The organism is Amycolatopsis sp. lyj-108, from assembly GCF_046549005.1.
GTDB lineage: Bacteria > Actinomycetota > Actinomycetes > Mycobacteriales > Pseudonocardiaceae > Amycolatopsis.
In genome coordinates this window covers 102779-125686 of record NZ_JAJPWQ010000007.1, presented here as the reverse complement: position 1 = coordinate 125686, position 22908 = coordinate 102779, and the positions used below count along the sequence as shown (strand labels likewise).

General features: G+C 67.2%; 22 protein-coding genes. 11 read left to right on the top strand and 11 right to left on the bottom strand.

Annotated elements, in window-relative coordinates:
• Positions 1-10: 10 nt before the first annotated feature.
• Positions 11-1003, bottom strand: coding sequence for a 2-dehydropantoate 2-reductase (locus ACLJO0_RS25150; RefSeq protein WP_410580816.1), 993 nt, complete (start codon positions 1001-1003; stop codon positions 11-13).
• Between the two features lie 348 nt (positions 1004-1351).
• On the opposite strand from ACLJO0_RS25150, the gene ACLJO0_RS25145 reads away from it, so the two are divergent.
• The gene (locus ACLJO0_RS25145; protein ID WP_125781888.1) at positions 1352-2080 is read left to right on the top strand and encodes a GntR family transcriptional regulator; all 729 of its coding nucleotides are present in this window, start codon (positions 1352-1354) and stop codon (positions 2078-2080) included.
• Here ACLJO0_RS25145 and ACLJO0_RS25140 read toward each other — a convergent pair.
• From ACLJO0_RS25140 to ACLJO0_RS25115, 6 genes are all read right to left on the bottom strand, one after another.
• Entirely contained in the window at positions 2077-3459 is a 1383-nt protein-coding gene (locus tag ACLJO0_RS25140) for an OFA family MFS transporter (RefSeq protein ID WP_410580814.1), read from the bottom strand. The two genes, ACLJO0_RS25145 and ACLJO0_RS25140, sit on opposite strands and share 4 nt — an antisense overlap.
• A gap of 34 nt (positions 3460-3493) precedes the next feature.
• Positions 3494-5623 (bottom strand): acetate--CoA ligase family protein, encoded by a 2130-nt coding sequence (locus ACLJO0_RS25135; RefSeq protein WP_410580813.1) that lies wholly within the window; start codon positions 5621-5623, stop codon positions 3494-3496.
• 11 nt (positions 5624-5634) lie between these two features.
• Positions 5635-6864 carry a formyl-CoA transferase gene (frc, locus tag ACLJO0_RS25130; protein ID WP_410580812.1) on the bottom strand — a complete coding sequence of 410 codons (1230 nt, stop codon included), beginning with the start codon at positions 6862-6864 and terminating at the stop codon, positions 5635-5637.
• A 16-nt stretch (positions 6865-6880) separates the two neighbouring features.
• The gene (locus ACLJO0_RS25125) at positions 6881-8620 is read right to left on the bottom strand and encodes a thiamine pyrophosphate-binding protein (RefSeq protein ID WP_410580810.1); all 1740 of its coding nucleotides are present in this window, start codon (positions 8618-8620) and stop codon (positions 6881-6883) included.
• 270 nt (positions 8621-8890) lie between these two features.
• Positions 8891-9718, bottom strand: coding sequence for a formate dehydrogenase accessory sulfurtransferase FdhD (gene fdhD, locus ACLJO0_RS25120; protein WP_410580809.1), 828 nt, complete (start codon positions 9716-9718; stop codon positions 8891-8893).
• On the bottom strand, positions 9718-11049 hold the full coding sequence (locus ACLJO0_RS25115) for an OFA family MFS transporter (protein ID WP_410580807.1): 1332 nt from the start codon (positions 11047-11049) through the stop codon (positions 9718-9720). The genes fdhD and ACLJO0_RS25115 overlap by 1 nt, the downstream gene beginning before the upstream one ends.
• 108 nt (positions 11050-11157) lie before the next feature.
• On the opposite strand from ACLJO0_RS25115, the gene ACLJO0_RS25110 reads away from it, so the two are divergent.
• Together ACLJO0_RS25110 and ACLJO0_RS25105 are read left to right on the top strand one after the other, a co-directional pair.
• Positions 11158-12312, top strand: a complete 1155-nt coding sequence (locus tag ACLJO0_RS25110) for an epoxide hydrolase family protein (RefSeq protein WP_410580805.1) — start codon at positions 11158-11160, stop codon at positions 12310-12312.
• 45 nt (positions 12313-12357) lie between these two features.
• Complete coding sequence (locus ACLJO0_RS25105; protein ID WP_410580803.1) at positions 12358-13173, top strand: MerR family transcriptional regulator; 816 nt, start codon at positions 12358-12360, stop codon at positions 13171-13173.
• Positions 13174-13348: 175 nt separating this feature from the next.
• Here ACLJO0_RS25105 and ACLJO0_RS25100 read toward each other — a convergent pair whose 3' ends face one another.
• Positions 13349-14119: an alpha/beta fold hydrolase gene (locus ACLJO0_RS25100; protein ID WP_410580802.1), complete on the bottom strand. Its 771-nt coding sequence runs from the start codon at positions 14117-14119 to the stop codon at positions 13349-13351.
• Positions 14120-14170: 51 nt separating this feature from the next.
• On the opposite strand from ACLJO0_RS25100, the gene ACLJO0_RS25095 reads away from it, so the two are divergent.
• On the top strand, positions 14171-14725 hold the full coding sequence (locus ACLJO0_RS25095; RefSeq protein WP_410580801.1) for a GNAT family N-acetyltransferase: 555 nt from the start codon (positions 14171-14173) through the stop codon (positions 14723-14725).
• A 9-nt stretch (positions 14726-14734) separates the two neighbouring features.
• The gene (locus tag ACLJO0_RS25090) at positions 14735-15361 is read left to right on the top strand and encodes a LysE family translocator (RefSeq protein ID WP_410580800.1); all 627 of its coding nucleotides are present in this window, start codon (positions 14735-14737) and stop codon (positions 15359-15361) included.
• A 22-nt stretch (positions 15362-15383) separates the two neighbouring features.
• Here the strand turns inward: ACLJO0_RS25090 and ACLJO0_RS25085 are convergent, their stop codons facing one another.
• On the bottom strand, positions 15384-16442 hold the full coding sequence (locus ACLJO0_RS25085; RefSeq protein WP_410580799.1) for a cobalamin-independent methionine synthase II family protein: 1059 nt from the start codon (positions 16440-16442) through the stop codon (positions 15384-15386).
• A gap of 255 nt (positions 16443-16697) precedes the next feature.
• On the opposite strand from ACLJO0_RS25085, the gene ACLJO0_RS25080 reads away from it, so the two are divergent.
• The 6 genes from ACLJO0_RS25080 (at position 16698) to ACLJO0_RS25055 (ending at position 21266) form a co-directional block, all read left to right on the top strand.
• Positions 16698-16964, top strand: coding sequence for a DUF3040 domain-containing protein (locus ACLJO0_RS25080; protein WP_396562561.1), 267 nt, complete (start codon positions 16698-16700; stop codon positions 16962-16964).
• A gap of 62 nt (positions 16965-17026) precedes the next feature.
• Positions 17027-17452, top strand: coding sequence for a YciI family protein (locus ACLJO0_RS25075; RefSeq protein ID WP_410580798.1), 426 nt, complete (start codon positions 17027-17029; stop codon positions 17450-17452).
• A gap of 34 nt (positions 17453-17486) precedes the next feature.
• A complete protein-coding gene (locus tag ACLJO0_RS25070; protein WP_410580797.1) occupies positions 17487-18536 on the top strand; it encodes a DNA polymerase IV in 1050 nt (349 codons plus the stop codon).
• Positions 18537-18788: 252 nt separating this feature from the next.
• Positions 18789-20264 (top strand): adenosylhomocysteinase, encoded by a 1476-nt coding sequence (gene ahcY / locus ACLJO0_RS25065; protein ID WP_410580796.1) that lies wholly within the window; start codon positions 18789-18791, stop codon positions 20262-20264.
• 477 nt (positions 20265-20741) lie between these two features.
• Entirely contained in the window at positions 20742-20897 is a 156-nt protein-coding gene (locus ACLJO0_RS25060) for a DUF6131 family protein (protein ID WP_007034891.1), read from the top strand.
• A 147-nt stretch (positions 20898-21044) separates the two neighbouring features.
• Positions 21045-21266, top strand: a complete 222-nt coding sequence (locus ACLJO0_RS25055) for a DUF2795 domain-containing protein (protein WP_410580795.1) — start codon at positions 21045-21047, stop codon at positions 21264-21266.
• A gap of 157 nt (positions 21267-21423) precedes the next feature.
• Here ACLJO0_RS25055 and ACLJO0_RS25050 read toward each other — a convergent pair whose 3' ends face one another.
• Both ACLJO0_RS25050 and ACLJO0_RS25045 read right to left on the bottom strand, forming a co-directional pair.
• A complete protein-coding gene (locus tag ACLJO0_RS25050; RefSeq protein WP_410580794.1) occupies positions 21424-21636 on the bottom strand; it encodes a hypothetical protein in 213 nt (70 codons plus the stop codon).
• Positions 21637-22012: 376 nt separating this feature from the next.
• On the bottom strand, positions 22013-22867 hold the full coding sequence (locus tag ACLJO0_RS25045; RefSeq protein WP_410580793.1) for a Ku protein: 855 nt from the start codon (positions 22865-22867) through the stop codon (positions 22013-22015).
• Positions 22868-22908: the final 41 nt, after the last annotated feature.

Here is a 22908-nt window from a genome sequence, read left to right as displayed (position 1 = left end):
TCCCTCCGATTCACTGCGCTCCGACGGGAACGGCGTTCGCGGTCTGGTCGAGCAGGCCGATCGCGGCGTGGACGTGCCGCAGCGCCGGGGCGGGCACGCCGGTCAGCTCCGAGAGCTCGACGACGGCGCCGATGATCGCGTCGATCTCCAGCGGCTTGCCCGCTTCGAGGTCCTGCAGCATCGACGTCTTGTGGTGGCCGACGCGCCAGGCGCCGTCGATGCGTTTCTCGACCGACACCTTCGGGTCACCGCCGGCGGCACGGGCGATCGCGAGGGTCTCGTTCATCATCGCGGCGACGAGCTCGCGGGTTTCCGGATGCTCGCAGATCTGGACCATGGTCGCCCTGGTCAGCGCGCTGAGTGGGTTGAAGGCGACGTTGCCCATGAGCTTGACCCAGATCTCGTCGCGCAGGTCGAGTTCGACCGGCGCCTTCAACCCGCCCGCGATCATCGCGTCGGCGAGCGCCGCGCACCGGGACGAAACGCCGCCTTTCGGCTCGCCCAAAGCGAAGCGGGTCCCTTCGAGATGCCGGATCACGCCGGGCTCCTCGATCACCGTCGAGCAGTAGACGACGCAGCCGATCGCGCGGCGCAGTTCGAGGACCTCGCTCACCGCGCCGCCGGGGTCGACCGTCTCGATACGACGGTCCTCCATCGGATGTCCGGTGAGACCGTGGAAGTACCACCACGGGATCCCGTTCTGCGCGGCCACGATCGCGGTGTCCTCGCCCAGCAACGGCGCGATCAGCGGTCCGCACGAGGCGTACGAATTCGCCTTCAGGCCGAGGAAGACGAAGTCGACGGGGCCCACTTGCGCCGGATCGTCGGTGACGTGGGGCCGGGCGGTGAAGTTCCCGCGTGGGCTGAGCACCCGCACGCCGTGCGCGCGCATCGCGTCGCCGTGCGCCCGTCTCGCGATGAGGTGGACCTCCGCCCCGCCTCGGTGCAGCGCGGCCCCGGCGTACGCGCCGATCGCCCCCGCGCCCAGAACAGCGACCTTCATGACGTGCCTCCTGCTCACCCGAGGACCAGATTGCATACAGTATCCTGTAGATGGTTGTCAGGCCAACCCCTGTCGCGTTTAGTCCTCTGAATGCACCGCATGTCCACGTGCTTCAAGGCGTAACTCGCGTGCTTCAAGCCGTAACTCGCGTGTTTGGAGCCGTAACACGCCGAGCGATCCGGACTCGGCGTGTTACGCCTTCAATCACGCGAGTTACGCCCTCAATCACGCGAGTTGCGCCTTGCGACCAGTCGCATTTAGAGGACGAAATGCGTGATCAAGGGAGTTTGTCGGGATTTTGCATACTAAAACCTGTATCCTGGACCGGACGAGTCATCCGGAGGTCCTGTGAGTCAGCCCGTTTCACCCCTTCCCGACCGCGGCCCCACCGGCCGCCGGACGAAGGGCACGCTCAACCCGGCGACGGCCAAACGCGTCGAGCGGCCGGCTCCCCTGCGTCAGGTCGTGTACGACGCGCTCGCGGAGCTGATCATCAACCGGACCCTTGAACCCGGCCAGCACCTGGTCGAGGCGGACCTCGCCGAGTACCTGGGCGTCAGCAGGCAGCCGGTCCGTGAGGCATTGCAGCGTCTGCAGAGCGAAGGCTGGGTCGACCTCCGTCCCGCACAGGGCGCCTTCGTGCACATGCCCACGGACGAGGAAGCCGATCAACTGCTCAGCGTGCGCACCGTGCTGGAGGCGCACTCCGCCCGTCTCGCCGCAGACAGGGCAGGCGACGAGGACGTCGAGCGGTTGTGGGAACTGCAGAAGACCGGGCTGGAGGCGTTGGCCGCAGACGACACCGAAGGCCTCGTCGCGGCCAACGCCGCGCTCCACGCGTTCATCACCGAACTGTCCGGCAACACCGTCCTTGCCGAGATGATCGGCATGGTCGATCGCCGGGTCCGCTGGTACTACACGCCGATCGCCCGTCCTCGCAGCCACGACGCCTGGCAGGAACACGAGGAACTGATCAAGGCCATCGCCGCCGGTGACGCCGTCGCCGCCGAAAAGATCATGAACCAGCACACCGAGCGCACCCGGCAGGCCTTCCACGAACGGCCGAAGGAGGACTAAGCGGGATTCAGCTCCTGCTCACGCCGCGGAGTACGCGTACGCGATCGCCCGGGCTGACGCAGCAGCAGACTGAGCGCGGCCGCGAACAGACTCGTCGCGCCCGCGAGGAAGAACGCGCCGCCGTAACCCCAAGCGACCACGACCATCGCCCCGACGCCGGAGCCGACCAGGCCCGAGATCAGCTTCGAGCTGTACACCAGGCCGTAGTTGCTGGCGTTGTTGTTCTCGCCGTAGAAGTCCGCCGTCATCGCCGCGAACAGCGGGAAGATCGCGCCGCCGCCGAAACCGGAGATCATCGAGGCGAGCAGGAACAGCGGCATGCTGCCGATCGAGCCGGACAGGTACACCGCGAACTGCGCGAGGCCGAGCACCACGCAGACCATGAACAACGTCTGCCGTCGCCCGTAGCGGTCGGAGATCCAGCCGATCACGCCGCGGCCGGTGCCGTTGATGATCGCCTTCAGGCTCATCGCCAGCGCGACGATCCCGCCCGCGAACCCCATCTCGTTGCCGAACGGCACCTGCATCGCGATACCGAAGATGTTCACCCCGGCCGTGCACAGCAGGCAGAACCACATCAGCGGCAGCATCCCGGTCCTGAGCGCCTCCTTCGGCGTGTACTGCCGGACCGCCGGCGGGTTCTTCTGCAGGGAACGGCGGATCCGCGGATCGTCGGACACCTTCAACGGGTCCACCTGCGACGGCCACCAGTTCTTCGGCGGGTCCTGGAAGAAGAGGCCGCTGACCGCGACGACCGCCGCCAGGAAGAGGCCGACCACGAGCAGGACGCCCGAAAAGTTGGAAAGGTCCATATAGGACGTGAAGATGAAGATGAAGGGCACCGAACCGTAGGCGAAGCCGCCGTTGACGAATCCGGTCTTGCCGCCCCTGCGCTCCGGATACCACTTCCCCACCATGTTCACGCAGGTCGCGTAGACCAGACCGGCCCCGCCACCGCCGAAGAACCCGAAGCCCAGGTACGCCCAGATCTCGCTGGGCGCGTAGGCGAGGGCCAGATAGGACAAGAGGGTGCCTGCCGCGCCCAGCAGCATCGCCGCTTTGGCGGACAGCGTCCCGTTCTCCCGCATCTTCCCGGCGGGGAAGGCGACGATCGCCTGGAAGAACACCCAGACCCCGAGCAACCAGAAGATGGTCGCCCCGTGCCAGCCGTGCGCGCCGGCCAGCGTCTCCTCCGCCGACGTGAACGCGTATTCCGAGGAACTGATGGCCATCATGGCGACCCAGGGCAGGATCACCATCGTCCATCGTGGACGGCCCATGATGTCTCGATCGGTTTCGCCGATGCGATAGATCCGGCCGTTCGAATCGATTACTTCCTTGTATGCTCCGGGTGGTTGAGCCGCGGTCGATGACGTCATTGTCATTCTCCTTGGGTCGGTTTGGGCCGGAAAATCAGCCGAGCAGTCCCGCTGAACGGGCCCAGCGATACTTCGCGCCGAGCACGGCCACCGGCTTCTCCGTCGTGTACGGATAGGCCACGACACCGTGCTCGTACAGAAAACTGCTGGCCTCTTCGACCTCGACATCGCCTGCCAGCGAGGCGACGACGGGCTTGTGGATCCCTTTCGCGCGATATTCGGATACGACTTCCGAAACGAGTTCCGCGAAGATCATCGGCGGGGTGACGATAGTATGCCAATAGCCGAGGATCAAGGCGTGGATTCGCTCGTCCGCCAAACCGAGCGCGATCGTGTTCCGGTAGGTGGCAGGTGGTTCGCCGCCGGTTATGTCCACCGGATTGCCCGCCGCGCCGAACGGCGGGATGAATTCCCGGAACGACGCGTCGAGATCGGGCGGGATCTCCATCAGGTTCAGCCCGTTGTCCACGCAGGCGTCGGAAAGCAGGACACCGGAACCACCCGCGCCGGTGATGATGACGACGTTCTCGCCCTTGGGCGTCGGGAGAAGCGGGATGCCACGCGCGTACTCGAGGAGATCGTTCAGCCCGGGCGCCCGGATGACGCCGCTCTGGCGCAGGATGTCGTCGTAGACCTTGTCGTCGCCGGCGAGTGCGCCGGTGTGCGAGCTGGCCGCTTTCGCACCTTGGGAGGTGCGGCCCGCTTTGAGCACGACGACCGGTTTCCGCGCCGAAACCCGTTTCGCCGTTTCCGCGAACGATCGTCCGTCTTTGAGATCTTCGAGATGCATCGCGATCAGCTCGGTGTTTTCATCTTGTTCGAAGAAGGTGAGCAGATCGTCCTCGTCGATATCGGCCTTGTTGCCGACCCCGACGATCGAGGAGACGCCCATTTTCGCCGACCGGCTGAACCCGAGGATGGCCATCCCGATGCCGCCGCTCTGCGACGAAAGTGCGACCCCGCCCTTGACGTCGTACGGCGTGCAGAACGTCGCCGACAGATTCTCCGGCGTGTAGTAGTAGCCGTAGATGTTAGGGCCGAGGATCCGGACGCCGTGCTTCCGCGCGATCGCGACGACCTGATCCTGCAGTTCGATGTTGCCTGTCTCGCCGAAGCCGGACGGGATCAGGATCGCGCCGGCCACACCTTTCCGGCCCACTTCCTCCAGCGCGGCGGGCACGAACTTGGCGGGAATGGCGAACACCGCGACGTCGACGTCGCCCGGCACGTCGGAGATGCTCGCGTAGGCCTTGCGGTCGAGGATCTCGGCGGCCTTGGGGTTGATGGGATGGATCTCCCCCGCGAATCCGCCGTCGACGAGGTTCTTCATCACCGAGTTGCCGATCTTGCCCGCCTCGGCGGACGCGCCGATGACGGCGATCGAAGCCGGTTTCATGATCCGGGTCATCGACGCCAGGATCTCCTCCTGGCTGAACCGCACGGGTTCCCGCGCCGCTTCGGGATCCACCAGGATCCGGACGTCGACGGCGATGGCGCCACCAGGAGTGGCCAGCACCGGGTTGAGGTCGACCTCGGCCAGTTGCGGGAAGTCGGTGACCAGGGTGCCGACGCGGGTGAGCACGTCGGCCAGCGCGTCCCTGCTCACCGGCTCCGCACCGCGGACCCCGCGCAGGATCTCGGCGGCCGCGATGCCGTCGATCATCGAGAACGCCTGGTCACGGTCGAGCGGAGCGAGCCGGAACGTGACGTCCTTGAGCACCTCGACCAGCACCCCGCCGAGTCCGAACGCGACGATCTTGCCGAACGTGGCGTCCGTGGTGGCGCCGATGATCACCTCTTGCCCACCGCTGAGCATCTGCTGCACCTGGACACCGGTGATCTCGGCGCCGGCGTCATACGCCTTGGCGTTGGCGACGATGGACCGGAAGCCGTCCGCCACCGCGTCCGCGGTCGCCAGGCCGACCAGTACGCCGCCGGCCTCGGTCTTGTGCAGGATGTCCGGCGAAACGATCTTCAGCACCACCGGGAGGCCGATCTCCTGCGCCTGCGCGACGGCTTCCTCGGCGGTGGCCGCCAGCCGTTCCTCCGGGGTGGGGATCCCGTACGCCTCGCACACCTGGCGCCCTTCCGGCGCGGTGAGCGAGGCCCGTCCCTCGGCGGCGACCTTCTCGAGGATCTTCTCGACGATCTCTTTGTCTGCCATGAAGTTCTCCCTCAGATCACGCCGGCCGCGCGCAGCCGGTCCAGGTCGTCCTCGCCGTAGCCGAGTTCGCCGAAGACCTCGGCGTTGTGCTCACCGAGCAGGGGCGAGCGTTCGACCTCGACCGGCGAATCCGACAGCTTCAGCGGGCAGCCCACGGTTTTGAAGACACCTCGTTCGGGATGCTCGACTTCGACGACGGAGCCCAGTTCGGCCAGTGTGGCGTCCTCCGCGAGCTCTCTGGTGGACAGGATCGGGCCGCAGGGGATGTTGTGGGCGTTGAGCGCCTCCATCACCTCCCATTTGGTGTGCTTCTCGGTCCACTCCTCGATCATCCCGAAGGCTTTGTCCAATTTGGACAACCTGGCTTCCGGAGTGGCCCAGTCCGGGTCCTCGGCGAGTTCGGGCTTACCGATCAGCCGGGTGATCGGTGCCCAGCCGACCGGCTGAATGATCACGTAGATGTAGTCGTTCGCCCCGCCCGGCGCGCATTTCACCGCCCAGCCAGGTTGTCCGCCCCCGGAAGCGTTGCCCGAGCGCGGGACCTCGTCGCCGAAGACGTCGTTCGGGTACTCGTCGAGTGGGCCGTGCGCCAGGCGTTGCTGGTCGCGGAGCTTGACGCGGCACAGGTTCAGCACGGCGTCCTGCATCGCGACCTGGACCCGCTGCCCGCGGCCGGTGTTCGTCCGCTGGTACAGCGCGGCCAGTATCGCGGCGACCAGGTGGATCCCGGTGCCCGAGTCCCCGATCTGCGCGCCGGTCGCGGTGGGCGGGCCGTCCTCGAAACCGGTGGTGCTCATCGCGCCGCCCATCGCCTGTGCGATGACCTCGTAGGCCTTGAAATCCGCGTACCGCCCAGGGCCGAAACCCTTGATGGAGGCGTAGATCAGCTTCGGGTTCAGCTCGGCCAGCCGTTCCCAGGGATAGCCGAAGCGGTCGACCACTCCGGGCCCGAAGTTCTCGACCAGGACGTCCACACTGGACACGAGCTGCTCGAAGACCTGTTTCCCCTGCTCGCTCTTCATGTTCAGGGTGATGCTGCGTTTGTTGGCGTTGAGCATCGTGAAGTAGAGACTGTCCACCCCGGGGAGGTCCCGGAGCTGGCCGCGGGTGATGTCGCCGCGGCCGGGTGTCTCCAGTTTGATCACGTCCGCGCCGAGCCAGGCCAGGATCTGCGTGGACGAAGGTCCTGATTGGACATGCGTCATGTCGAGGACGCGGACGCCGTCGAGTGCCTTTGCCATCGGTGATCCCTCCCGGCTACTTGTACATGGTCTGGTTCATGGTTCCGGGCGCGTAGACGTCCGGGTCGATCCAAACGTTGATCAGCGACGGCTTTCCGGACTCGCGGGCGCGCAGCAGCGCCGGGCCGATGTCCGCGGGGTCGCGCACCGCCTCGCCGTGCCCGCCGAGCATCCGGGCGAACTCGTCGTAGGGGACGTCGCCGAGCGTGTTGCCGACGCGTTCCCGGCCGAGGCCGTACTTCGCCGCCTGGCCGTAGCGGATCTGGTTCATCGAGGAGTTGTTGCCGACGATCCCGACGAACGGCAGGTTGAAGCGCACCAGGGTCTCGAAGTCCCAGCCGGTCAGGCTGAACGCGCCATCACCGAAGAGGGCGACGACTTCTTTCTCCGGCCGCGCATGCTTCGCGGCGAGGACGAACGGGATGCCGACGCCGAGCGTCCCGAGCGGACCGGGGTCCATCCAATGCCCCGGCGCCTTCGGCTGGACGACCTGTCCGGAGAAGGTCACGATGTCGCCGCCGTCGCCGATGTAGAGCGAGTCCTCGGTGAGGAACTCGTTGATCTCGTGCACCAGCCGGTACGGGTGGATGGGGCTCGCGTCGGAATGCTGGAACGGCAAACGCTTCTGCTTCGCTTTGGTCTCGACGTCCTGCAGTTCCTCGAGCCAGACCTTGCGCGCGACGGCACCGTTGCCGACCCGGCCGGTGGCCGCGTCCGCGACCGCGGCGAGCACCTGACCCGCGTCGCCGACGATGCCGAGGTCGACGTCCCGGTTCTTCCCGACGGTGCGGTAGTCGAGGTCGATCTGCACGACGGTCGCGTCCGGCGAGAGCCGCTTGCCGTAGCCCATGCGGAAGTCGAACGGGGTGCCGACGATGACGATCACGTCGGCGTTGTCGAACGCGTACCGGCGCGAGAGCTGGAAGTGGTGCGGGTCGCCGGGCGGCAGTGTGCCGCGCCCGGCACCGTTCATGTACGCCGGGATGTTCAGCCCGCGCACCAGTTCGGCCGCCGGTCCGCTGGCGCGGGTCGTCCACACCTGGCTGCCCAGCAGGATGGCGGGCTTCTTCGAGTGGACGAGGAGATCCGCGAGTTTCTCGATGTCGGCCGGGTCGCCGGCGTTGCGGGTGGACGCCCGGTACCGGCCCGCGGAGGGAACCCGCGCCTTGTCCACCGGGACCTTCGCGTCGAGGACGTCGCGGGGAATCTCCAAAAAGGACGGTCCGGGCGCGCCGTGGTAGCACTCGCGGAAGGCCATCGAGACCAGGTCCGCCACCCGCGCGGTGTCCGGGACGGTGGCGGAGAACTTGGTGATCGGCGCCATCATGTCGACGTGCGGCAGATCCTGCAGTGAGCCCATCTTGTGCTGGGTCAACGCCCCTTGCCCGCCGATCAGCAGCATCGGGCTCTCCGCGCGGAGGGCGTTCGCGACCCCGGTGACGGCGTCCGTCGTTCCCGGTCCCGCGGTGACGACGGCGCAGCCGGGGCGGCCGGTGATCCGGGCGTAGCCGTCGGCCGCGTGCGCCGCGACCTGCTCGTGCCGGACGTCGATGACCTCGATGCCCTCGTCGACGCAGCCGTCGTAGATGTCGATGATATGCCCGCCGCACAACGTGAAGATCGTGTCGACGCCCTCCGCCTTGAGCGCCTTGGCCACCAGGTGGCCGCCGGAGATCAGGTCCGGGGCGGGTTCGGAACCGTTGGTGGTGGCCTTCGTCGCGGTGTCCCCCGCAGCGGTGCCGGTCGTTGGCGCCATCGTTCAACTCCTCTTTCTCGCACGCCGGACCTCTCTGATCCGTGCGCTCGTTTCCGGATCTGCTCCGTCCGCCCGTCCTCTGCTCGAAGCCCCTGGTCGCGGCAGACTGTAGATTGCATACCGTATGAGGTAGGCATATAGTTACTCTTCGAACGCTCCGGTGTCCAGGGCCGCAAGCAGGTTTCCTCTCCCCGTCAGGGGAAAGGTCGCCACCGGCGCTTGATGTCCTGAAGGTCCCCTTTGAGACCTTCAACGTCTCAAAGGGGACCTTCAGGACACGCCGAGGCGGTCCGGCCGGGTGTACACGTTCATGGAAGTGCCCCGCAGGAACCCCACCAGGGTCAGGCCCATCTCCGCGGCGAGGTCGACCGCCAGCGACGACGGCGCGGAAACCGCGGCCAGCAGCGGGATCCCGGCCATCACCGCCTTCTGCACCAGTTCGAACGACGCCCGTCCGCTGACCATCAGCACCGTTCCGGACAACGGCAGTCTCCCGTCACGCGCCGCCCAGCCGACCACCTTGTCGACGGCGTTGTGCCTGCCGACGTCCTCCCGCAGGCACAACAGTTCCCCGTCGGCGCTGAACAGCCCGGCCGCGTGGAGCCCGCCGGTGCGGTCGAAGACCAGCTGCGCGGTCCGGAGCCGATCCGGCAGTTCGGCCACTGTGGACGGTGTGATCGCCAGGTCGTCGCCGTCCACCGGCCAGGTCGCGGTGGTCCGCACGGCGTCGAGGCTCGCCTTCCCGCACAACCCGCACGACGACGTGGTGTAGAAGTTCCGCTCCAGGGAGGCATCGGGCGGGGCGACGCCTTCCGTGAGGACGACGTCCAGCACGTTGTAGGTGTTGGAGCCGTCGGTGGTCGCGCCCGCGCAGTAACGGATCGAGTGGATGTCCTTCGCGGACCGCGAAACCCCTTCGCCGACAAGGAATCCGGCGGCGAGGTCGAAGTCGTGCCCGGGGGTGCGCATCGTGATCGTCAACGGCTTCCCGCCGACGCGGATTTCCAGCGGCTCTTCGACGGTCAGCGTGTCCGGGCGGGCACCCGGCACGCCTTCGACGACGCGGATCACCCGCCGTCTGCTCGTCACCCGGCCCATCAGCGAACCGCCGGCAACAGCGACTTCGGCCGTCCCGGCTGGGAAAGTCGTCCACCGAGCAGCGCCCCGAGAACGCTGAGCGCGCCAGCCACCGCGAACGCGCCGAGATACCCGTGCGTGGACACGACGAACGCCGCCAAACCGACTCCGAGCAACGCCCCGACCGCCTTGGCGCTGTACAGCACCCCGAAGTTCGGCAGTGCCGACTCCTCGCCGAAGTAGTCGCGGACCAGCGACACCAGCAGCGAGTAGCAACTCCCGTTCCCGAGCCCCGCCAGCGCGGCACCCACGACGAGCCCCACCGCGTGATCGCCCGAGTAGAGCAGGACGAACTGGGCGATCCCGCCCGTGGCCAGCGCCAGTCGCAGGATCCGGCGCCTGCCGAGCCGGTCGGACAGTCCGCCGAGCAGGACCCGCCCGGCACCGGTCACCCCGGCGAGTACCGCGAGCGCGACGGCGGCGAGTTCCGGACCGCCTCCTTGCGCGGCCACGAAAGTCGCGAGATAGGCGACATCGAAGAGCAGGACCGCGGCGGCCAGTACGACGATGAGGTACATCGCCACCGCGGTCGGACAGCGGAGCACCTCCCCCGGCCGGTACTCGCGCAGGGCGGGCCGGTTCACCGCGACCCCGCGGTTGCGCACCTTGTCGGCCGCCCACGTACGCGGATCCGGCCGTTCCGGCCACCAGCGGGGCGGCGGATCGCGCAGCAGGACCGCGGTGCCCGCGATCATCATGAGCACGGCCACCGCGACCGCGTCCAAGAGCGGGCGGCGATTGCCCTCCGCGAGCCAGAACCCGGCCCCCAGCACGAAAAGCACGCTGCCGTACGCGAAAGCGCCGCTGACCGCGCCCACCCGCGCCGGGACGCGATCGGGGAACCAGTTCATCACCGTGCCGACGCAGGTCGCGTAGACGACGCCCGTCCCGATCCCGCCGAGTACCGAGTAGCCGACGAACATCGCGGCCAGGTTGTTCGCGTGCCCCAAGGTGAACATCCCGGTGGCACAGAGCACCCCGCCGGCGATCACGGCGACCGCGGGCGGGAACATCCCGCGCTCGCGCAGCCGGGCGACCGGGTACACCGCGCACGCCTGGCACACCGTCCAGAGCGCGAAGGAGGCGATCACTTCGGGGAACGTCCAGCCGTAGGTGTCCATCAGGACCGGTGCGACGACGCCGAAACCGTATTGCTGGATCCCGGCGGCGAACATCGCGGTCCAGCTGAGCCACAGCATCCATGACCGGGGCCTGCCGATCAGGTCCACGTCGCTCTCGCCGACGCGATACCGGCGGCCGTAGTGGTCTCGCAGGATTCGAGGATCAGGCATGGGTCCCACCCCGCTCACGGCAGATTGTATACAGTATGTAGTCTGGTATAGCACTCGGGCCGCCGGAAGTCCACGAAATGTCGGACCCCCTCGTTAGCGTCAGCCGACATGGACAGCACGCCGTTCCAAGCCCGGATCCCGGAGGCCGATCTCGAAGACCTCCGAGATCGGCTCCGCCGTGCCCGCTGGCCCGACGACGAGACCGTCGACGACTGGTCGCAAGGCGTTCCCGCCGCCTACCTGCGTGAACTGTGCTCGTACTGGGCCGAGCGCTACGACTGGCGTGCCGCGGAGTCCCGGCTCAACGCGATCCCCCAGTTCAAGACCGAGATCGACGGGCTCGGCATCCATTACCTGCACGCCCGCTCTCCCCATCCCGGCGCGCTACCGCTGATCCTCACCCATGGCTGGCCTGGTTCGATCTTCGAGTTCCTCGACGTACTCGGTCCCCTCACCGATCCGGTCGCTCACGGCGGTGACGCGGCGGACGCCTTCCACGTCGTGGTCCCTTCCTTGCCCGGGTACGGCTTCAGCGACAAACCCGCGCGGGCGGGCTGGTCGATCCAGCGCATCGCCGACGTGTGGATCCGCCTCATGGACGGCCTTGGCTACGAGCGCTACGGCGCCCAAGGTGGCGATTGGGGCACCAGCATCACCACGCTCATGGGCCGGACGGCGCCCGAGCGGCTGGCCGGGATCCACCTCAACCCACCACTGGCGGCGCCGGACCCGGCGACGTTCGACGACCTGACCGAGTCCGAGCGGAAATCGCTTGAAGACCTCGAAAGGGCCAAGGCGGACGGTTCGGGTTACGCGATCCAGCAGGCGACGAGGCCGCAGACGATCGGCTACGCGCTGGCGGACTCGCCGGTCGCGCTGTGCGCGTGGATCGTCGAGAAGTTCCAGGCGTGGACGGACTGCGGCGGCCATCCGGAGAACGCATTGACCCTGGACGCGATGCTCGACGACATCACGCTCTACTGGCTCACCGGCACCGGCGCTTCGTCCGCCCGGCTGTATTGGGAGAGTTTCGCCGAGGTGTCGAGCTGGTTCGCCGAGTCCACTGTGGACACGATCACCGTGCCGACGGGCTGTTCGATCTTCCCGCGCGAGACCCCGCGCCCGTCGCGCCGCTGGGCGGAACGCCGGTTCACCGACATCCGGTACTGGAACGAACTCGATCGCGGAGGCCACTTCGCGGCCTTCGAACAACCCGGCGTGTTCACCGACGAGGTGCGATCGTTCTTCCGGCTCGTGCGGTGACCGATCGACTCTGACACCGTGTCAGGCTGTCCGGTGGGAGGCGTCATGTTCAGTATCGGAGACTTCGCCAAGCACGGCCGGGTGACCGTCCGGATGCTGCGTCACTACGACGCCATCGGGCTGCTGCGCCCCGCCCACGTCGACCCGTTCAGCGGCTACCGGTCCTACACCGGCGAGCAGCTGGCCCGGCTCAACCGGGTGATCGCGCTCAAGGATCTCGGCTTCACCCTCACCAAGGTGCAGGAAATCCTCGACGCGGAGATCGGCACGGACGAATTGCGCGGGATGCTGCGGCTGCGCCGAGCCGAACTCGAAGCAGCCATCGAGGCGGACGACGCGCGGCTCAAGGCCATCGAAGCGCGGCTCCGGTCGATCGAAAGCGAGGGAACCATGCCTTCCGAAGACGTCGTCGTCAAAAGCCTTCCCGCGGTGCGCGTCGCCGAGCTGACCGGGACGGCGAGCGGATACGTGAGCGAAGAGATCGGTCCCGTCGTCGGGCGGTTGTACAAGGAGCTGTTCGGAGCGCTCGGCCCGATCACACCGTCGGGACCGCTCATCGCCTACTACGAGGACGACGCCGACGGCGAACGCGTGCTGATCCACGCCGCCGTCACCATCTCGGCCGAAACCGACGGCACCGAAGGATTCTCGACGGTGAGTCTCGCCGAAGTGGAAAGCGCGGCGACGATCCTGCACCGTGGCTCGATGGAGACCGTGCTCTCCAGCTACCAGGCGCTGGCGAAGTGGGTCGACGCGCACGGCTACCGCGCGAGCGGCCCGGCACGGGAGTTCTATCTCGAGTGTCCGGAGGACGGGGACAAGTGGGTCACCGAGTTGCAGCAGCCGATCACCAAGGCCTGACCTTTAGGTGGGTTGACGGGAAAGGCGAACGTGTCGTGTTCGTCGTGAGTGGCGTTTCGAGTCAAGGCCGACCGTGTTCTAGGTGCCTACGGCGGGTGGGTCGGGATCGCGGGATGCCCATACATGAAGGACCCCTTCCTTGCGCCTAGGTACAGGAAGGGGTCCTTCATGTACTTCACTCGCGACCGCGGTCACCCAGGAAGCCGAGCACAGCGGCCCGGAATTCGTCCGGCGCCTCCAGCCACGGCACGTGCCCGACCCCCTCGAAGCGCACCCGTGTAACCGACGGCAGGGCTTCTTCCAGCGAGTCGACGGCCCACCGGGGCCGGTTGTCCGCCATCCCGTCCACGATCAGTGCCGGCACCCGCAGTGACCGGCAGGCCGAGACGAGCTCCGCTTCCGGCACCGCCCGCATCTCCTCGCTCAGCGCCGCGTTCGCCTCGTAGTTGACCGGGAACCAGGGAGTCGCCATCGCTTCGGCATGGCGCTCGCCGTCGGTCACGAAATCGGCCGTCCATTGCCGCACCGCGCTTTCGCGGCCCTTCCCGCCCACCACCCGCTCGACCTTCCGCTGGAACTCCGCGTGCCATTCGTGACCGAGGCCGACGCCCGACACGTAAACGAGCGCGCTCACCCGCTCCGGATGCGCGAGCGCGTAGAGGAGACCGAGATGCGCGCCCCACGAGTGACCGAGCACCGGGACCCGGTCGAGGCCGTGCCACTCCCGGACGGCGTCGACGTCGGCGACCATCCGATCGAGTGTGTACGGGCCACGCGGTTCCGAGCGCCCGGCACCGCGCTGATCCCAGCGGATCAGCCGGAATCGCGGACCGAGATCCAGTGTGCCGAACATGTCCCACAGGCCGGGGCCGCCGTGGCAGCACAGGATCGGTTCGCCCTGGCCGGTCGCCGAGGTCCACAGCTCAACGCCGTCGTCGGTGATCACCACGGGATTATCCGATAGGCGGAGCCGCCGTCGTTCGTTATCTTCCGCGACATGACGACGGACACGCCGCCCCAGCGGACGGCCACCCTCGCCGACGCACCCGCCATCGCGGCGCTGATGCGGGCCTCGGTGCTGGAGTTGTTCCCCCGGTTCTACGACGAGCGGCAGACGGCGAGCGCGGCCGAGCACGTCGCGCGCCTCGATCCGCGGTTACTCGAGGACGGCACGTACTTCGTGCACGAGGCGGACGGCGAGATCGTCGCCTGCGGAGGCTGGAGCAGGCGTAACAAGACGCACGCCGGCGCCGGTGATGCGGCGGACGACGACCGTCGGCTCGATCCGGCCACCGAACCGGCGCGGGTACGCGCGATGTTCGTCCGCGGTGACTGGACCCGGCGTGGGCTCGGACGCGCGATCCTCGAGTCCTGTCGTGTCGCGGCGAAGGCCGAGGGATTCACCTCGCTGACGTTGACGGCGACCCTGCCCGGTGTCCCGCTGTACCTGTCGTTCGGCTTCACCGAAGTCGAACGGGTGACGGTGACGACGCCCGACGGCGTCGACCTCGCGGGCGCCGTGATGGCCAGGGGCATCGACGATCGGCGATAGCATCGGAAGATGATCCCCGGGGCCACCGCACTCTCGTTCGTCTTGATCTGCCTGCTCGGCGCGATGGCACCGGGACCGGATTTCCTGGTGGTGACCCGCAGCGCGATCCTCGGCGGGCGCAAGGCCGGGATCGCCGCCGGACTCGGCATCGCGCTCGGCGTCTTCGTCTGGGTGGTCGCGATCGCGCTCGGGGTCGCGGCGATCCTCACCGCGTCGGCGATCGCCTTCACCGTGGTGAAACTGATCGGCGCCGGGTACCTGATCTTCCTCGGTGTCAAGGCGTGGCTGGCGGTGCGCCGCGGCGACTACAGCGAGCTCAAGGACAAGGTGGCGCCCGTCGTCGTGCCCAAGGAGGCGTTCCGGCAGGGACTGCTCACCAACCTGTTCAACCCGAAGGTCGCGATGTTCTTCCTCGCGCTCATCCCCCAGTTCCTCCCGCATTCCGCCTCGACCGCACAGACCCTGCAGCTGGCCGTGCTGGCCACCACCGTGGCCGTCGTGTGGACCTTCGTCCTGGCGACGCTGGTCGGTTCGCTGCGGAGGTTCTTCAGCTCCGGCCGGGTGCGGCGGACGATGGACGCGGTGATGGGCACCTTCCTGGTCGGACTCGGGATCCGGGTCGCGGTCCAGAACTGACGAAGGCACCCATCACACGACGTCAGAGGGATTCGGCGGCGAGACGCGTACCTTCGACGCGGGCGGCGATCTTGGCGAACGCGGTCTCCCGCGACGTCGAGACGTCGTCGGCGAACGGCGAGAAGCCGCAGTCGTCACAGGTGCCCAGGCGGTCCGGCGAGATGTATCCCGCGGCCTGGAGAACCCGGTCCCGGACCTCCTCGACGGTTTCGACGCGCGGATCGATCGGATCGGTCACGCCGACGAAGATCCGCTGCTCCGGCCGGGAGTGCTCGGCGATCACCTTCAGCGCCCGCTCGGGCTCCGCCTCACTCGCCAGCTGGACGTAGACATTGCCCACCTTCAGCTGGAACAGCGTCGGGAGCAGGGCGGCGTAGTCGACGTCGAGGCTGTGCGCCGAGTCCTGGTCTCCACCGGGACAGGTGTGCACACCGATCTTCTTCCGCTCCTCCTCGGAGAAGCGGTCCAGCACCGCGTTGTTCAGGTCCACAAAGGACTGCAAGAGCCCGCCGGAAGGGTCGAGCTTCAGCGACAACCGGCCTTCGGTGAAGTCGATCTGAACGCTGTCGGCACCCGCGTCGAGACTACGGCGGATATCGGTTTCGGCTTCGTTCACCAGGTCGGCGATGAACTGATCTCTGCCATATCCGGCCAATTCCTCACCGGGATAGACGAGGCTGACCGCCGAAGCCGCGATCACCGCCTGCTTCACCGGCCTGGCCGTGTGTTTCTTGACCTCGCGCAGATAGGAGTCGGCGTAGGTCTGATAGCGGAACGGTCCGGCAGTGAGCCGCGGAAGCTGCCGGGTGTGCCCGTCGGCGAAGGGGATGACGACGCCGTCCGGAGCCAGCGAAGTGAGGCCCGCCAAGGGATACGTGGCAAAGCTCGGCTTGCCCTGCTCTCCGTCGGTGATGACCGGGGAACCGGTCTCCTCCAGTCGCCTGACGGTGTCCAGGAGGGCCTTTTCCTGCAACTCGCCGAGCCCGTCGGCGTCGAGTCGTCCCGCCGCGTGCTCACCGAACGCTTCGATGAGGTAGGCCGGACGGGGAATACTGCCGATCGGTTCGGTGGGAATGGTCATCGCTCGTGTCCTCCCAGATTGAGCAACCGTGGCCGCCCTGGCCACAAGCTCAGAAGCTACCGAGCCCTCTCCTCTTTGACGATCTTTCGATGTGCCCAAACCCCTAATGGCGCAATAAATCCACTCGTGGAGACCGGCGGTCGCCAGTCCGTATAGGTCGTTATACAAAATCCGGGGAAATTCGATGCTTATCCGGCTCCGCTCCTGGGTATTCCGTGGATGTCGACGGCCGAGGCGCGCCGAAGGAGAAGCCCGATGCTGAGCCATCACGATCGGCAAGAGCTGGAGAAGATCGAGCGCTGGTTCGAGCTCACCGAGCCGGCGTTGGCCGCCCGGCTCCGCTCGGGGAGGCCAGCCCAGCCTCCACTGCTCCGACTGGCCGTCCTCCTGGGTCTCGACCTCACCGCCGGTCTGCTGATGCTGCTGGGCGTCGTGGTGAACAGCCCGGCCCTGTTGCTGACCGGGATGATCACCGTGACCGCCGCGGTGATCGTGCATCTGTCCCGGTTCGGTCGCGACTGACCGTCTTCCCGCTCGCCGGTAGGGTTCCGGGCGATACGTCCGGTTCACTGGGAGGAAGACGCATGCGGTTCATGATCATCATCAAGGCGGACGACGATTCCGAAGCCGGGAAGATGCCGCCGATGGAGGCGTTGACCGCCATGGCGAAGTTCAACCAGGACATGCTCGACGCCGGGGTGCTGGTGGGCGGCGAAGGCCTGCAGGAGAGCTCGAAGGGCGCGCGGGTCACGATCAACGCGTCCGGGACCACCATCACTGACGGCCCGTTCACCGAGGCCAAGGAACTCGTCGGCGGCTACTGGATCGTCGATGTCCCTTCGCGCGCCGAAGCGATCGAGTGGGCGAAGCGCTGCCCCACTCCCCCGCACGGTGACATCGTTCTCGAGATCCGCAAGATCCTGGAAGCCGAGGATTTCGGCGAGAACTTCACGCCGGAGCTGCAGGAGAACGAGCAGCGGATGCGCGACGAGATCGCCGAACGCTCCTAGCGCGGACACACAGGACGCGATCTAAGCTCGCTTCATGGCCGACCGGGAGTGGGTGCGCTGGGTACTTCACGTCGACCTCGACCAGTTCATCGCGGCGGTCGAGGTCGCCCGGCGGCCCGAGCTGCGCGGTAAACCCGTGGTCGTCGGCGGCACGGGTGATCCGGCCGAACGGGCCGTGGTGGCGACGGCGTCGTACGAAGCGCGGGAATTCGGCATCCGGTCCGGGATGCCGTTGCGAACCGCCGCGAAACGCTGCCCGGACGCGATCTTCCTGGCGACCGACGCGCCCGCCTACCAAGAAGTGTCCGATCGGGTGATGGCGACGCTGCGGGAATTCCCGGTGATCGTCGAGGTTTTCGGCTGGGACGAAGCCTTCCTCGGCGCCACGACGGACGATCCCGAAGCGCTCGCCGCCGACGTCCGGCGAGAGGTGGCCGAGAAGACCGGGCTGTCCTGCTCGGTCGGTATCGGCGACAACAAGCTGCGCGCCAAACTCGCCACCGGCTTCGCCAAACCGGCCGGGATCTTCCGTCTCGTCCAGGACAACTGGTGGGACGTCATGGCCGAGCGTCCGACGGACGCGCTGTGGGGCATCGGCGCCAAGACCACGAAGAAGCTCGCCGAGGCCGGCTATCGCACCGTGCTGGAACTCGCGGGCGCCGATCCGGCGGACCTCGCCGCCCGGTTCGGCCCGAAGCTCGGCCCGTGGTACCGGCTCCTCGCCGGCGGGATCGGCGATGCCGAGGTCACCGCGACGCCGTACGTGGCGCGATCCCGCGGCCGCGAGACGACGTTCCAGCAGAACCTCAGCGATCCCGAGATCATGGCCGCGGAGGTCGTCGCGCTGGCGAAACGCGTCTCACAGGACGTCGCCGACGAAGGCAGGCCCGCCGCGCGGATCGCGGTCAAAGTCCGGTTCGCACCGTTCCACACCCATGCACACAGCGTGACCCTGCCCGCCCCGACCTCGGATCCCGCCGAGATCGAGACGGCGGCATTGGCCGTTCTCGGCATGTTCGACCTCGGCAGACCGGTCCGCCTGCTGGGCGTCCGCGCCGAATTCGCCACGCCCGCGTCGCCTTGACAGCGCTCGCGGCGTTTTGCCATTCTGGGTTCCGGGCCGAGAGGCGCTGCGACGGAATTCTTCCGCCACGCTCGGCCCGCCGCGACAGACGTAAGGGCGCCTCCCACTGCGGAGGTGCCTTTCTTTGCGTCGAAACCCTTTTCCGGCCTTCGTCGTCGAGGCCGTGCGCTGAACCCCCGCACTGACACCGTCCTTCCCGCCACCGGCGAGAAGGACCGCTCCATCCTGCCTTCCTTGATGATTGGAGAACCTGTGAGCCCCACCCTGTCCAAGGTCAACGGGATCGAATTCGCCGTCGCCGATCTCTCGCTCGCCGAGGCCGGCCGCAAGCAGCTGCGCCTCGCCGAGGTCGAAATGCCCGGCTTGATGGCGCTGCGCCGCGAATACGCCGATTCGCAGCCGCTGAAGGGCGCGCGGGTCGCGGGTTCGCTGCACATGACCGTCCAGACCGCCGTGCTGATCGAGACGCTCGTCGCGCTCGGCGCCGAGGTGCGCTGGGTGTCGTGCAACATCTTCTCCACGCAGGACGAGGCCGCCGCGGCCGTCGTCGTCGGCCGGGACGGCACCGTCGACAAGCCGTCGGGTTCGTCGGTGTTCGCGTGGAAGGGTGAGACGCTCGCCGAGTACTGGTGGTGCACCGACCAGCTCTTCGACTTCGGCGACGGCCGCCTCCCGAACATGATCCTGGACGACGGCGGCGACGCGACCATGCTGATCCACAAGGGTGTCGAGTTCGAGGCCGCCGGCGCCGTTCCGCAGCCGACGGAGGAAGACCCCGAGGAGTACCACCTCGTGCTGGAGACCCTGCGCGAGAGCCTCGGCCGCGACACCGGCCGGTTCACCCGCATCGCCAAGGAGGTCCGCGGAGTCACCGAGGAGACCACCAACGGCGTCAAGCGGCTCTACAAGCTCGCCAAGGAAGGCGAGCTGCTCTTCCCGGCGATGAACGTGAACGACTCGGTGACGAAGTCGAAGTTCGACAACAAGTACGGCATCCGCCACTCGCTCATCGACGGTCTCAACCGCGGCACCGACGTGATGATCGCGGGCAAGGTCGCGGTCATCTGCGGCTACGGCGACGTCGGCAAGGGCGCGGTGGAATCGCTGCGCGGCCAGGGCGCCCGCGTGGTCGTCACCGAGATCGACCCGATCTGCGCGCTGCAGGCGGCGATGGAGGGCCTCGACGTCGTGGAACTCGACGACGTCGTCGAGCGCGGCGACATCTTCATCACCACCACCGGGAACTTCGACATCATCATGGCCGACCAGATGGCCAAGATGAAGCACAACGCGATCGTCGCGAACGTCGGCCACTTCGACAACGAGATCGACATGGCCGGGCTCGCGAAGATCCCCGGGATCGAGAAGATCGAGATCAAGCCGCAGGTGCACGAGTGGGTCTTCCCCGCGACCGACGGCCGTGAGAAGCACTCGATCATCGTGCTGTCCGAGGGCAGGCTGATGAACCTCGGGAACGCCACCGGCCACCCGAGCTTCGTGATGTCGAACTCCTTCACCAACCAGACGATCGCGCAGATCGAGCTGTTCACGAAGCAGGGCGAGTACGCCACCGACGTCCACGTGCTGCCGAAGCACCTCGACGAGAAGGTGGCCCGTCTGCACCTCGACGCGCTGGGTGTCCGGCTGACGAAGCTGACCAAGCGCCAGGCCGAGTACATCGGCATGGACGTCGAGGGTCCGTACAAGCTGGACCACTACCGGTACTGAGGCACGCCGCCTCGTGAGTGGCTAGGACGGTTAGAGCCAAAGGTGGCTGGTCGGGATTGCCGGTCCGTGAGGGGCTCCTTGCCTACCCTGAGAGTAGGGAAGGGGCCCCCGTAAGCCTCAGCGCTGCAGCGACAGCGCGTGAAGGCCCCCTTCCCTCGGCTCAGCCGGGGAAACTCGACCTTCACACCTTCCCCAAGTACATGAAGGCCCCCTTCCTTGCGCCTAGGTACAGGAAGGGGGCCTTCATGTACGTCAAACCTGGCACCACGCAAGAAGCGCCGCAGGTCACGCAGTAGGTACCTAAGAGAAGGCTCGCCAGCACCGCAGGCCACTCACGAGACCGGGCGGCCGTTAGGCCGAATGCGTGAAAAATTCGGCCGGATGGACCTGTTTCTCCTGACTTGAAGCGGGAATCCCTTGAGTAGCCCCACCCCGGCAGCACTCAGGCCGGGCGACTACGAAGGAGAAGGTGTTCCCGTGATCATTCTCGGCGTCATCCTGATTGTCGTCGGTGTCATCGCCAGCATCCCGGTTCTGTACTCGATCGGGATCGCGCTCGCGGTCATCGGCATCATCCTGGCCGTTCTCGGGAACACCGGGAAGGCCATCGGCGGTCGCGCCCACTGGTACTGAGCACCGGACCGAGCCGGTACCGAGCCCCCGGTATCGGCACTGAAACAGACCGGGCACCCGGCGTTCCCCTCACGCCGGGTGCCCGGTCTGTTTCCGTTCACCACTCGCCGGGTATCCGCCGCGCACGACGAGAAGGAGGCAGAGCCGATGGCAGGAACGGACCCTCGCCCGTACTTGACGGAGGCGACCTACCCGTGTGGACGCCACGAACTCCTGAGGGCCGCCGCGGCGGCCGGAGCGGGCGATGACGTCCTCGGTCCGCTGGGTGCCCTTCCCGCGCAGGATTACGCGGATGGAGAAAGAGTCTGGGAGGCGGTGTGCGCCTGTGACGGCGCTCCGATCCACGACACCGCGAAGGAAGCACCGTGACATGAAGGGGCCCCCCGGCTCCGAGGGGGAGGGAGAGCCGGAGGACCCCGTCATAGTTAACACATTCCCGGCCACGATGTACACGAACGCCCACACCTTCGAGTGGCAATCGGTCGTGATCACCCGAATCGGGCCGGAGTCGTGTATTGGCCGCCGGTCAAGAAGCCCGAAGCAGCAGCCGGGCCTCCACCTCGGCGCAGGTGCAGCCGCCGTCGACGTCGAAGCAGTCGATCGTCAGCGTGTGCCGGGCGAAGTCGTAATCGACGCAGCCGTCCTCGCTGCATTCGGTGAAACCACCGTCGAGGTGGACCACCAGGGTTCCGTGGCAGTGGTCGAGTCCGCCGGCGCAGAACGCGCACTCCATGTTCATGCCGCCTCCCGCGATCAGGTCGAAGATCGCTTCGGAAAAGTTCTCCTCGATTGCCTTACTACCACCGAGGGACGACAGATCCTGACATACGGCGCGGCGTGTCGCGAGGACGGCGGGGTGACGACGGGCACAAGTCCACAATGGACGATTTCGGTCATCGAGGGCTGGGCACCGTTCGGCGGCTCGTGAGTGGTAAGGACGGTCAGAACCGTCCAGGTGGCTCAGGTGCCTACTGCCGGTGCGGGGGTGGCGGTTTCGCGTGACTGACCTGACGACACACGTGTCGGGAGGGACGACACGCGTGTCGTCAGGTCAGTCACGTGACATCGCCGGTCGAGATCGTCCCTACCACTCACGAGACTCGATGCCCACAAACCTAAGCGCTCTTCGGGGTTCGCTTGCCGGACGCGGGTTTCTTCGCCGCGGTGGTCTTCTTGGCCGTCGAAGGCTTCCGGCTTTTCTTCGCCTCGCTCACGCTGGCCTGCAAGGCCTCCATGAGGTCGACGACGTCGGCCTTCGCGCCCACGGCCTTCGGCTTCGTGGTCTCGTTCCCCGCGGCCTTGGCCTCGATCATGGCCTCCAGGGCCTCGCGGTAGGAATCGGCGTACTTCTCCTGCTCGAACACCGGCTCCGAGAGCGAGTCGATCAGCGAACCCGCCATCGTCAGCTCCTGCGGCCGCACCTGCGGCGGATCCTCGTGCAGGAACCCGAAATCCGGGACGCGGACCTCGTCGGGCCACAACATCGTCGTCATCGTCAGGACGTCGCTGTGGACCCGCAGGATCGCGAGCGTCTCCCGCTGCCGGATGGCGACCTTCGCGACCGCCACATGGCTCGCCTTCTGCAGCGCGTCACGCAGCACCACGTACGGTTTGACGGCGTTCTTCTGCGGTTCGAGGTAGTACGTCTTGTCGAACTGGATCGGGTCGATGGACTCCAGCGGCACGAATTCGAGCACGTCGATCGCCCGCGACGACGCCAGCGGCAGTTCCGACATGTCCTCGTCGGTGAGCACGACCATCTCGCCGTCGGGGAGTTCGTAGCCCTTGGCGATCTCGGCGTAGGGCACTTCCTCGCCGTCGATCGTGCAGAACCGCTTGTACTGGATGCGGCCGCCGTCGGACTCGTGCACCTGGCGCAACGAGACGTTCTTGTTCTCGGTGGCCGCGTAGAGCTGGATCGGGATGCTCACCAGCCCGAAGGACACTGAGCCCTTCCACATCGAACGCATCGCGCCGCACCTCCACCGCCGTCACCGACCGTACTCACGCA

Bases quoted from the DNA above. Each gene is read 5' to 3' on its own strand.
- ACLJO0_RS25085 (WP_410580799.1), bottom strand. From the start codon at position 16,442: ATGACCATTCCCACCGAACCGATCGGCAGTATTCCCCGTCCGGCCTAC.
- ACLJO0_RS25050 (WP_410580794.1), bottom strand. From the start codon at position 21,636: ATGAACATGGAGTGCGCGTTCTGCGCCGGCGGACTCGACCACTGCCAC.
- ACLJO0_RS25110 (WP_410580805.1), top strand. From the start codon at position 11,158: ATGGACAGCACGCCGTTCCAAGCCCGGATCCCGGAGGCCGATCTCGAA.
- ACLJO0_RS25090 (WP_410580800.1), top strand. From the start codon at position 14,735: ATGATCCCCGGGGCCACCGCACTCTCGTTCGTCTTGATCTGCCTGCTC.
- ACLJO0_RS25055 (WP_410580795.1), top strand. From the start codon at position 21,045: ATGGCAGGAACGGACCCTCGCCCGTACTTGACGGAGGCGACCTACCCG.
- fdhD (WP_410580809.1), bottom strand. From the start codon at position 9,718: ATGGGCCGGGTGACGAGCAGACGGCGGGTGATCCGCGTCGTCGAAGGC.
- ACLJO0_RS25125 (WP_410580810.1), bottom strand. From the start codon at position 8,620: ATGGCGCCAACGACCGGCACCGCTGCGGGGGACACCGCGACGAAGGCC.
- ACLJO0_RS25070 (WP_410580797.1), top strand. From the start codon at position 17,487: ATGGCCGACCGGGAGTGGGTGCGCTGGGTACTTCACGTCGACCTCGAC.
- ACLJO0_RS25095 (WP_410580801.1), top strand. From the start codon at position 14,171: ATGACGACGGACACGCCGCCCCAGCGGACGGCCACCCTCGCCGACGCA.
- ACLJO0_RS25150 (WP_410580816.1), bottom strand. From the start codon at position 1,003: ATGAAGGTCGCTGTTCTGGGCGCGGGGGCGATCGGCGCGTACGCCGGG.
- ACLJO0_RS25140 (WP_410580814.1), bottom strand. From the start codon at position 3,459: ATGACGTCATCGACCGCGGCTCAACCACCCGGAGCATACAAGGAAGTA.
- frc (WP_410580812.1), bottom strand. From the start codon at position 6,864: ATGGCAAAGGCACTCGACGGCGTCCGCGTCCTCGACATGACGCATGTC.
- ACLJO0_RS25135 (WP_410580813.1), bottom strand. From the start codon at position 5,623: ATGGCAGACAAAGAGATCGTCGAGAAGATCCTCGAGAAGGTCGCCGCC.
- ACLJO0_RS25115 (WP_410580807.1), bottom strand. From the start codon at position 11,049: ATGCCTGATCCTCGAATCCTGCGAGACCACTACGGCCGCCGGTATCGC.
- ACLJO0_RS25075 (WP_410580798.1), top strand. From the start codon at position 17,027: ATGCGGTTCATGATCATCATCAAGGCGGACGACGATTCCGAAGCCGGG.
- ACLJO0_RS25105 (WP_410580803.1), top strand. From the start codon at position 12,358: ATGTTCAGTATCGGAGACTTCGCCAAGCACGGCCGGGTGACCGTCCGG.
- ACLJO0_RS25045 (WP_410580793.1), bottom strand. From the start codon at position 22,867: ATGCGTTCGATGTGGAAGGGCTCAGTGTCCTTCGGGCTGGTGAGCATC.
- ACLJO0_RS25080 (WP_396562561.1), top strand. From the start codon at position 16,698: ATGCTGAGCCATCACGATCGGCAAGAGCTGGAGAAGATCGAGCGCTGG.